This window comes from Streptomyces sp. E11-3, assembly GCF_046540415.1.
Classification (GTDB): Bacteria; Actinomycetota; Actinomycetes; order Streptomycetales; family Streptomycetaceae; genus Streptomyces.
In genome coordinates this window covers 1-3,717 of the sequence record NZ_JAZGRL010000020.1, presented here as the reverse complement: position 1 = coordinate 3,717, position 3,717 = coordinate 1, and the positions used below count along the sequence as shown (strand labels likewise).

Below are 3,717 nucleotides of genomic sequence, written 5' to 3'. Positions count from 1 at the left end.
CGGGGAGCGGAGACGGGATCGCGGAAGGCGGAGGTGGGGTCGCAGGGGGCGGCGACGAGGGCGGCGGGAGCATCAGCGGTCCTCCTCGGGCTCGGTCCAGGTGGCCGAAGGACCGTCCAGGACGAGGTCCCAGCGATAGCCGAGCGACCACTCGGGGCTGGAGAGTTCGTGGTCGTAGGCCGCCACCAGGCGGGCGCGGGCGGCGGGGTCGGTCACGGACTGGAGGATCGGGTCGTAGCGGAACAGCGGGTCGCCTGGGAAGTACATCTGGGTCACCAGCCGCTGGGTGAAGGCGGTGCCGAACAGCGAGAAGTGGATGTGCGCCGGTCGCCAGGCGTTCTCGTGGTTGCGCCAGGGATAGGCGCCGGGCTTGATCGTGGTGAACCGGTAGCGGCCCAGACCGTCTGTCAGGCAGCGGCCGACACCGGTGAAGTTGGGGTCGAGCGGCGCCGGGTGCTGATCGCGCTGATGCGCGTACCGCCCGGAGGCGTTGGCCTGCCAGAGCTCCACCAGCTGGCCGGTGACCGGACGGCCGGAGCGGTCGAGTACCCGGCCGGTGACCGTGATCCGCTCGCCCAGCGGCTCGCCGGCGTGCTGCCGGGTCAGGTCGGCGTCCAGCTCGGTGACGTCGGTGGTGCCGAACACGGGGCCGTGCAGTTCGACCGCTTCCGGGTCGGCTACGGAGACCAGGGGCTGGGTGGGGTGGCGCAGCAGGCTGCTGCGGTACGGGGGGAAGTCGCGGGCCGGGTGCGCGGGTGCCGGGGCGCCGTCGGTAACGGCCCCGGCGGCTGCCTCGCGGGCGGCGGCGATCTCCGCGCTGATCTGCCGCTGGGTCAGGGGTGGTGTCGTGGTCACGTGTTCACCTCTCCAGTACGAGGGCCAGTCCCTGGCCGACGCCGATGCACAGTGCCGCGAGGCCGGTGCCGGAGCCCGCGGCGGCGAGCTGATGGGCCAGGGCGCCGGTGATGCGGGCGCCGGACGCGCCGAGCGGATGGCCGAGTGCGAGGGCGCCGCCGCGCGGGTTGACGACGGCGGGGTCGAGCTCGGGCCACTCACCGAGGCAGGCCAGGGCCTGCGCGGCGAACGCCTCGTTCAGCTCGACGGCGGTCAGCTCGCCGAAGCCGCGGCCCGCCTTGTTCAGGGCGTGCCGAGCGGCCCGTACCGGTGCGGCGCCGAAGTACTGCGGCTCGATGGCGGTGACCGCACGGGCGCCGATCCGGGCCAGCGGCTCACGACCGGTGGCCCGCAGCCCCTCCTCGTCGGTGAGCAGCAGGGCGGCGGCGCCGTCGTTGAGCGGCGAGGAGTTGCCCGCCGTGACGGTGCCGCCGGTGCGGAACACCGGCTTGAGTTGGGCCAGCGCCTCCGGTGTGGTGTCGTCCCGGACGCACTCGTCGCGAGCCAGGTCCACGCCGTCGACGGGGACGACCTCGCCGTCGTATAGCCCCTCCTGCCAGGCGCGCGCGGCCTTCTGATGGCTGGCGAGGGCGAAGGCGTCCTGGGCGGCCCGGTCGACGCCGTGCTTCTCGGCGACGAGTTCGGCGCCCTCGCCGAGCGCGACCGTCCACTCCTTCGGCATGCGCGGGTTGACCATCCGCCACCCGAGCGTCGTGGAGTGCAGGTGCTGGGGTCCGGCCGGGAAGGCCCGCTCGGGCTTGGGCAGCACCCAGGGCGCGCGGCTCATCGACTCCACGCCCCCGGCCAGCGCGATGGACAGGTCGCCGACGGCGATCGCGCGGGCGGCCTGGATCACCGCTTCCATTCCGGAGCCGCAGAGCCGGTTGACGGTCGTTCCGGGCACGGTGACGGGCAGTTCGGCGAGTAGCGCGGCCATCCGGGCCACATTGCGGTTCTCCTCGCCGGCGCCGTTGGCGTTGCCGAGGAAGACATCGCCGATACGGGCCGGGTCGAGCGCGGGCGTACGGTCGACGAGCGCGCGCAGGACCCCAGCGGCGAGATCGTCGGGGCGGACGCCGGCCAGGGCTCCGCCGTACCTGCCGATCGGGGTGCGGACGGCGTCGACGACGTACACGTCGCGCGGGCGGTCGGTCATCGCGGCTCCTGCGCGGGTGAGGTGACGGCGATCCGGACGGGCGCGGCGGTCTTGGCCAGCACCTCGGCGGTGGTGACGCCCGGCGCGGTCTCGACGAGCACCAGCCCGTCGTCGGTGATGTCCAGGACGCCCAGATCGGTGATGAGGCGATGCACACAGGCCCGGCCGGTCAGCGGGAGCGTGCACTCCTCGACGACTTTCGGTGAGCCGTTCCTGGCGACGTGCTCCATCAGGACCAGGACCCGGCGGGCGCCGTGTACGAGGTCCATCGCCCCGCCCATGCCCTTGACCATCTTGCCGGGGACCGTCCAGTTGGCCAGATCGCCGCGGGCGGAGACCTGCATCGCGCCGAGTACCGCGGTGTCGATGTGGCCACCGCGGATCATCCCGAAGGAGAGCGCGGAGTCGAAGAAGGAGGCGCCGGACCGGATGGTGACGGTCTCCTTGCCCGCGTTGATCAGGTCCGGGTCGACCTCGTGCTCGTAGGGGTAGCGGCCGGTGCCGAGGATGCCGTTCTCGGACTGGAGTACGACGTCCACTCCGTCCGGGAGGAAGTTCGGCACCAGCGTGGGCAGGCCGATGCCGAGGTTGACGTAGGAGCCGTCGGCCAGCTCGCGGGCCGCTCGGGCGGCCATGTCCGCGCGTGTCCAGGCCATCAGGCGGGCACCGCCCCCGGGGTCAGCGGCGCGGAGACCGTGCGCCGTTCGATGTCCTTGTCGGCGGCCTGCCGTCGCGTCAGGGGGACCACGCGCTGGACGAACACGCCGGGTACGTGCACCCCGTCCGCGTCCAGTTCGCCGGGCTCGACCAGCTCCTCGACCTCGGCGATGGTCACCCGGCCGGCCATCGCGGCGAGCGGGTTGAAGTTGCGGGCCGAGCGGCGGAAGACGAGATTGCCGTGCCGGTCGCCACGGGCGGCACGCACCAGGGCGTAGTCGGTGGTGATGCCGCGCTCCATGACGTACGGGCGGCCGTCGAACTCGCGGACCTCCTTGGCCGGAGAGGGCAGCGCCACCGTGCCGCCGGGGCCGTAGCGCCACGCCATCCCTCCCTCGGCGACCTGGGTGCCGACACCCGCCGGGGTGAAGAAGGCCGGGATGCCGCAGCCACCGGCTCGCAGCCGCTCGGCGAGGGTGCCCTGCGGCACCAACTCGACCTCCAGAGCGCCGCCCAGGTACTGGCGGGCGAACTCCTTGTTGTCGCCGATGTACGACCCCGTGACCCGGGCGATCCGTCCCGCGGCGAGCAGTGTGCCCAGGCCCGCGCCGTCCACCCCGCAGTTGTTCGAGACCACGCCCAGCCCGCCGGCGCCGTGCTCGTACAGCGCCCGGATGAGCACGGTCGGTACGCCGCTGAGGCCGAACCCGCCGACAGCCAGCGACGCACCGTCGGCTATGTCACCGACCGCCTCGGCGGCGGTCCGGACGACCTTGTCCATGCGATCGACATCCGTTCGTCTGGTGAACTACAGTTCATTATTGACTCGCCCAGGAGTGTCTGCCTCCCGGGCGTCGCTGTCAATGCCCCGTGAAAGCCTGTTTCTTAGAGCCTGTCTTTGAACCCCCGTCGTCCGCGCGGAGCGCGGGCGGGGGTTCAAAGACAGGCTCTTAACCGCCGACATCCCCCGGAGCGCCCGTGTCCCTCCCTCCCGCCACTGACGCCGCCGC

At 72.7% G+C, this 3,717-nt stretch carries 4 protein-coding genes; all 4 read right to left on the bottom strand.

Going from position 1 to position 3,717, the window contains the following annotated elements:
* Window positions 1–72: 72 nt before the first annotated feature.
* From pcaH to U9R90_RS34245, 4 genes are read right to left on the bottom strand one after another with little or no spacing between them, the layout of a single operon-like run.
* Entirely contained in the window at window positions 73–855 is a 783-nt protein-coding gene (gene pcaH / locus U9R90_RS34260; protein ID WP_411061234.1) for a protocatechuate 3,4-dioxygenase subunit beta, read from the bottom strand.
* 4 nt (window positions 856–859) lie between these two features.
* Window positions 860–2,050 (bottom strand): thiolase family protein, encoded by a 1,191-nt coding sequence (locus tag U9R90_RS34255; protein ID WP_411061232.1) that lies wholly within the window; start codon window positions 2,048–2,050, stop codon window positions 860–862.
* Window positions 2,047–2,706, bottom strand: a complete 660-nt coding sequence (locus U9R90_RS34250) for a 3-oxoacid CoA-transferase subunit B (RefSeq protein ID WP_411061231.1) — start codon at window positions 2,704–2,706, stop codon at window positions 2,047–2,049. Before U9R90_RS34250 ends, U9R90_RS34255 begins: the two co-directional genes overlap by 4 nt.
* Window positions 2,706–3,488 (bottom strand): CoA transferase subunit A, encoded by a 783-nt coding sequence (locus U9R90_RS34245; RefSeq protein ID WP_411061230.1) that lies wholly within the window; start codon window positions 3,486–3,488, stop codon window positions 2,706–2,708. The genes U9R90_RS34250 and U9R90_RS34245 overlap by 1 nt, the downstream gene beginning before the upstream one ends.
* Window positions 3,489–3,717 lie beyond the last annotated feature (229 nt).

Coding starts and splice junctions, on each gene's coding strand:
- U9R90_RS34255 (WP_411061232.1), bottom strand. CDS start 2,050: ATGACCGACCGCCCGCGCGACGTGTACGTCGTCGACGCCGTCCGCACC.
- U9R90_RS34250 (WP_411061231.1), bottom strand. CDS start 2,706: ATGGCCTGGACACGCGCGGACATGGCCGCCCGAGCGGCCCGCGAGCTG.
- U9R90_RS34245 (WP_411061230.1), bottom strand. CDS start 3,488: ATGGACAAGGTCGTCCGGACCGCCGCCGAGGCGGTCGGTGACATAGCC.